This is a genomic window from Streptomyces alkaliterrae (genome assembly GCF_007097205.2).
Lineage (GTDB): Bacteria > Actinomycetota > Actinomycetes > Streptomycetales > Streptomycetaceae > Streptomyces > Streptomyces alkaliterrae.
This window is the reverse complement of sequence record NZ_VJYK02000407.1, coordinates 1-4,061: the sequence shown is the minus strand read 5'-3', so window position 1 is coordinate 4,061 and position 4,061 is coordinate 1. Positions and strand designations below refer to the sequence as shown.

The window sequence follows — 4,061 nt, the reverse complement described above, 5'->3', positions numbered from 1 at the left end:
GGGCGGGGGGTCGGGCGTCGCCGGCCGAGGCGCCGGAGCCGGGCGTGTGGGCGGTGGGCGCGGTCGCGAGCCGCACCACGCCGAGCACGCCGAGGCAGGCGGCGCCGCGGAGCAGCGTGCGGCGGCACGACAAGGCAGATTTGTCATACTGCATGACTTACTGCTCTCACGGTCCCGGCCCCCGTCGCCGCACCCGGTGACCGTGTCCTGGTGGAAGTACCCGGACGCCCTTCCCGGCGCGACGCGGCCGCCGGATGGTGCTTTGCTGGGAACGGGTGCGCTCAGCCGCCGCGCGGCACCACGGTCGCCAGCACGGACGGCAGACCGACCCAGTCCGCGCTGACGACGCTCGCCCCGGCCGCGGCCAACAGCCCGACGCGTTCCAGCGCCTGCGCCTCCGTCGGGTTCCGACCGTCGATGGCCGGCGGCACCCGGTGCGCGGAGGTCATCACCAGCAGATACCCGCGCTCCATGTACCAGCGGGTGTCGATCGACCCGTCCCGGTACGCGGAGGCGTCACCGTCGAAGACCACGAACCAGGGCCGCAGCGAGGCGTCGGAGTAGCGCCGCACCCGGGGATCGCCGGCCTCGGCGTGGTGCACCGCCGGGAAGGCGGTGGCCGAGTCCAGGCGGCCGCCGGCCGCCAGGTCGCGCAGATGCGTGGCGTACTCGCGGTCGGTCCACAGCGTGTCGAACGGGTTGCCCTCCTCGACCGTGCCGGGTATGAGGTGGATCAGGAAGCGTCCGGCCAACTCGGAACGGCTGGGCCACCCCTTCGCCCGTACCGCCTCGTCCAGGTCGCGGTGACCGGCCGCCAACTCCGCGGGGCGGTACACCTTCTGCCCGAGCCGGGCGGCCACCAGCGCGTCGAACGCGGCCGGGCCGCGCCCCCCGACGGCGTTGAAGCCGTCCTTCATCTCGAACTTGAGCAGGATCGGCCGGTGGCCGGGGTTGGCGTCGCTCCATGTGCGCAGGTCGGCCAGGCAGCCGTCCAGCGGGCGGTCCCGCGCACCGGACCGCAGTCCGTCCGGGGTCGCGGCGCCCACGCAGTTGTTGTCGTTCCACAGCGGGGCGTTGTGGGAGACCCGCCAGCCCGAGCCGAACCCGTTGGTCCACACGTCCAGTTCGAGCATCGCGGCGCCGGAGTCGAGTGCGTCCGCGAGGTACCGGAAGGCGCCCTTGTCGTAGGCGTTGTGCACCCCGACGCCGGTGCCGTCGGGGTAGGGGAGTGAGCCGACGTCCCGGGCTTGTGCCGGGACGAGCGCGGTGACGGCGGCGAGCAGCGCCGCGACGAGTGGAACGGTGAACCGGCGCACACGGCACCGCCTTTGCTGTCCGGTGGGGGTCGGGCAGGGATCAGGTCCCGGACAGCGTAGGGAAGCCAGGCGTCCTGTCCACGGGTGCGGACTGAACTTCCCGGAAACACGGGGTTGTTGACGGGCCCCCGGCCCGTTCGGGCGACCAGGTGACCAGGCGGCTCAGGCGACCAGGCGGCTCAGGCGACCAGGCGGAGGGCGGCGGCCGGCGCGCCCGAGACGCCGAAGTCGCGGCAGACCGCTCCGGCGGCCCGGCGGGCGGAGTAGAGCGCGCCCTGCGGAGTGCCGGTGTCGCGGTGGTCGCCGCAGACGTAGAGCCCGGCCAGTACCCGCACCGGGCGCCGACCGTCGTGCGGGGCGGGCATGGCCGGTACGGCGTGCGGCTCGCGGAAGCCCTCCAGCAGCTCCCACCGCCCGGCGTCCACCCCGTGCAGCGAGGACAGCTGCGGGCGGGCCGCGCGGTCCAGGCTGGCCAGCGAGTCGTGCGCGCGGCGGCCGAGGACCACGGAGGTCACCAGGGTGCGCCCGGGCAGCGCCCGGGACGGGTCGACCGCCGAGGCCACCATCGAGTGGGCGACCGGCCCGCGCCGCTCGCTGTCGATGATCAGCGAGGTCAGCGGGCCGTCCGGACGCGGCGGCGCGGCGTCCGCCGCGTGGTGCAGCACGGTGACCGGGTGGAACTCCGGCACCCGCAGGCCCGGCAGCAGGTCCGCCGCCTCGACGGCGCCGGTGGCTATCAGCACGGCCCGGCAGTGCAGCCGTCCGTGCGCGGCTGTGTCGACGGCGTTCACCGACACCGACACCGCCCGCACCCCGGTCTGGACCGTGCCCTCGGGGAGCGTTCCGGCGAGCAGTTCGGGAACGGCGGCCGAGCCGCCCGCGGGCAGGCACAGACCGCGCCTGGCGAAGCCGCGCAGTGCCAGGTCCACCACCCGGCTGGAGCTTGTCAGGTCGGGATCGCCGAGCAGCGCGCCGACCAGCGGGCGGACCATGCCCTCGACCGTGCGGCCGGGCACGCCGCGCGCGGCCAGCGCCCGCCCGGCCGGCAACTCCGTGCGTGCGGCGAGGCGTTCGACCGGCGTGCCGGCCAACCGGGAGAGCTGGTGGCGGAGCCGGGCGGAGTCCAGCGCGCCGGTGAGCGTACGGGACCGGCCGCGGGCGGTCGGCACCCCGCGCCCCGGGCGCAGCGAACGGTGGCCGCTCACCCGGACGCTGCGTTCCGCCCCGCGCAGCACCGCGCCGGGCGCGAACGGCCGCAGCGCGAGCGCGCCGAGCGCCGGGAGGTTGCTCAGCTCGGGCCAGTCGGGGCAGAGCAGCTGCCCTCCGTGGTCGAGCCGGTAGCCGTCGAGTCGGGTGGTGGCCATGCGGCCGCCGACCGCCGCCGACGCCTCCAGCACCAGGACGCTGAGCCCGGCGCCGGTCAGATGGTGCGCCGCGGCGAGTCCCGCGAGGCCGCCGCCGATGACGATCACGTCGGCGGGCTGGGAGCGGTGTACGGGTGTTGCGGGTGCTGTGCCGAGCACATGCCCTCCCCGAAAGTCGTGGCCCGATGACGGGCTGATGCCCGTGGCCGGCGGAATCAATGCGGGCGTCGGCCACGACATTACGAAAGGCGTCGTACCCACCGCAGGAGCACGTCACCCGGGCACGGGCGCACGATGGTCGCACAGATGAGTGAGTCGTGCACCGGACGTACGCGCCGGACCGCCGGGCCACGCGGGAGCCCGCTCAGGCGGAAGCCCGGGCGGGCAGCGCGGCGCGGACGGCGTCCTCGATGCGCGGGAACGCGAACCGGAAGCCGGACTCCAGCAGCCGTACCGGCAGTACCCGCTGGCTGCCCAGCACCTCCTGCGCGAAGCCGCCGAGCGCGATCCGCAGCACCGGGGCGGGCACCGCCGCCAGGGTGGGGCGGCGCAGCACCCGGCCCATCGCCGCCGTCACCTCCCGGTTGGTGACCGGGTTCGGCGCCGTGAGGTTGACCGGTCCGGACAACCCGGGAGTCTCCAGCAGATGCCGCAGCGCCGCGACGTGGTCGTGCAAGGCGATGTGGCTCCAGTACTGCCGGCCGTCGCCCAGTCGGCCGCCGAGCCCCGCGCGGAAGATCGGGAAGAGCTTCGCCCAGGCGCCGCCCCCGGCGGCGACCACCAGACCCGTCCGGGCGAGGACGGTCCGCACCCCCGCCGCCGTGGCCGGCGCGGCGGCGGCCTCCCAGGCCACGCACACCTCCGGCAGGAAGCCGCTGCCCGGCGGATCCTGCTCGTCCACCGCGCGGTCGCCGGTGTCGCCGTAGTAGCCGACGGCGCTGCCGCAGACGAGCGTCGCCGGCGGGGTGTCGAGCGAGGCGAGCGCCTCGGCGAGCACGGCGGTGCCCCGCACCCGGCTGTCGCGGATCTCCCGCCGGTAGGACTCCGTCCAGCGGCGGTCGCCGACACCGGCGCCCGCCAGGTGGAAGACGGCCTCGCAGCCGACCAGCCCGGCGGCGTCGACACGTCCGCCGCGCGGATCCCACTCGACCTCGTCGCCCGCTCCGGCCGGTCGTCTGACGAGCCTGACCACCTCGTGCCCGTCCTGCCGCAGCGAACGCAGCAGGGAGCTGCCGATGAGCCCTGAGGAGCCGGTGATCGCGATGCGCATGGCCCCATACTGCTCGATGCCGCCGCGTCCCGCCCGGTGCCGCCGGATATCGCTGGACGCCCTGCGCGCGGGCCGGGCAGAGTGGCCGCGTGACCGACCGCCCCACCGCCA

General features: G+C 75.7%; 3 protein-coding genes. All 3 read right to left on the bottom strand.

Translation table 11 applies throughout. The annotated features are described in order from the left end of the window. Positions 1-281: 281 nt before the first annotated feature. The 3 genes from FNX44_RS24635 to FNX44_RS24625 all read right to left on the bottom strand — a co-directional run bounded on the left by FNX44_RS24635 (position 282) and on the right by FNX44_RS24625 (position 3,950). Positions 282-1,316: a phosphatidylinositol-specific phospholipase C domain-containing protein gene (locus tag FNX44_RS24635; RefSeq protein WP_323369649.1), complete on the bottom strand. Its 1,035-nt coding sequence runs from the start codon at positions 1,314-1,316 to the stop codon at positions 282-284. A 179-nt stretch (positions 1,317-1,495) separates the two neighbouring features. Next, the gene (locus FNX44_RS24630) at positions 1,496-2,839 is read right to left on the bottom strand and encodes an FAD-dependent oxidoreductase (RefSeq protein ID WP_323369648.1); all 1,344 of its coding nucleotides are present in this window, start codon (positions 2,837-2,839) and stop codon (positions 1,496-1,498) included. Positions 2,840-3,044: 205 nt separating this feature from the next. Further along, entirely contained in the window at positions 3,045-3,950 is a 906-nt protein-coding gene (locus FNX44_RS24625) for a TIGR01777 family oxidoreductase (RefSeq protein WP_143651199.1), read from the bottom strand. Between the last annotated feature and the right edge of the window lie 111 nt (positions 3,951-4,061).

Bases quoted from the DNA above. Each gene is read 5' to 3' on its own strand.
- FNX44_RS24625 (WP_143651199.1), bottom strand. From the start codon at position 3,950: ATGCGCATCGCGATCACCGGCTCCTCAGGGCTCATCGGCAGCTCCCTG.